The organism is Desulfobulbus alkaliphilus, from assembly GCF_016918545.1.
In the GTDB taxonomy this organism is placed as follows: Bacteria; Desulfobacterota; Desulfobulbia; order Desulfobulbales; family Desulfobulbaceae; genus Desulfobulbus; species Desulfobulbus alkaliphilus.
Map to the genome: position 1 here is coordinate 1 of NZ_JAFFQC010000097.1, position 1,088 is coordinate 1,088.

The 1,088-nt window shown below is 67.2% G+C and carries 1 protein-coding gene; it reads right to left on the reverse strand.

Features of this window, described 5'->3' with window-relative positions; all coding sequences use genetic code 11:
• Window positions 1–1,088: class I tRNA ligase family protein (locus JWG43_RS20595; RefSeq protein ID WP_205244243.1), on the reverse strand; the 1,088-nt coding region annotated here is incomplete at both ends.

A 1,088-nucleotide genomic window follows, 5' to 3' on the forward strand; every position in this document is an offset into this window, starting at 1 on the left:
GTCCCACACGGGCCACGGCGCGTCCAGAACCATCCCGTCTTCCCCTAGTTGCGTCCAGGCTTCTTCGGCCAGGTGCGGGGTGAATGGGGCGATCAGACGGGCCAGCGCCGACAGGGCTTGACGCTTGGCGTCGCCGCCGGCCCGGGCATTGCCGCGAATGGTGGCGACGAAGGCGTAGAGCTTGGCGATGGCCGAGTTGAAGCGGAAGCCTTCGACCCCTTCGGACACGGCCTTGATAGCCTTGTGCGTTTCGCGCAGCAGCTCGGCGTTGGCCTTGTCCTCGCCCGCGAAACCGGCGTCATAGGTGGCGAACAGGGTCCAGGCGCGCTGGACGAAGCGGCTGGCGCCCTCCACGCCGCCAGGGGTCCACTGCACGTCCCGCTCGGGCGGGCTGTCGGACAGGACGAACAGGCGACCGGCGTCCACGCCGTGGCTTTCCAGGATTTCGGCCGGAGCGACGACGTTCTTCTTGGACTTGGACATCTTTTCGATGTCGCCGATGACCAGGGTCTCGCCGGTCGAAAGCTGGCGGGCCGAGCGGACGCCGTTGTCGTTCTTGAGCTCGACGTCAGTCGGCTCGACCCAGGCGCCGTCGGCGCGGCGGTAGGTCTCGTGGACCACCATGCCCTGCGTGAACAGGCCGGCGAACGGCTCCTTCACCGACAGCATGCCGGCGTCAGACAGGGCGCGGGTGATGAAGCGGGCGTACAGCAGGTGCAGGACCGCGTGTTCGACCCCGCCGATATACTGATCGACGGCCAGCCAGCGGTCGGCGGCGGCCTTGTCGATCGGCGCCTCGGCCGTCGGATCGGTGAAGCGGGCGAAATACCAGCTGGAATCGACGAAGGTGTCGAGCGTGTCGGTCTCACGCGTCGCATCCGCGCCACACGACGGGCATTTGACGTGCTTCCAAGTCGCGTGACGCGCCAAGGGATTGCCGGGCACGTCGAAGGTCACATCATCAGGCAGGACCACCGGCAACTGATCGGCGGGAACCTCGACGACGCCGCAGGACGGGCAGTGGATGATCGGGATCGGGCAACCCCAATACCGCTGGCGCGAAACACCCCAGTCGCGCAGGCGATAGA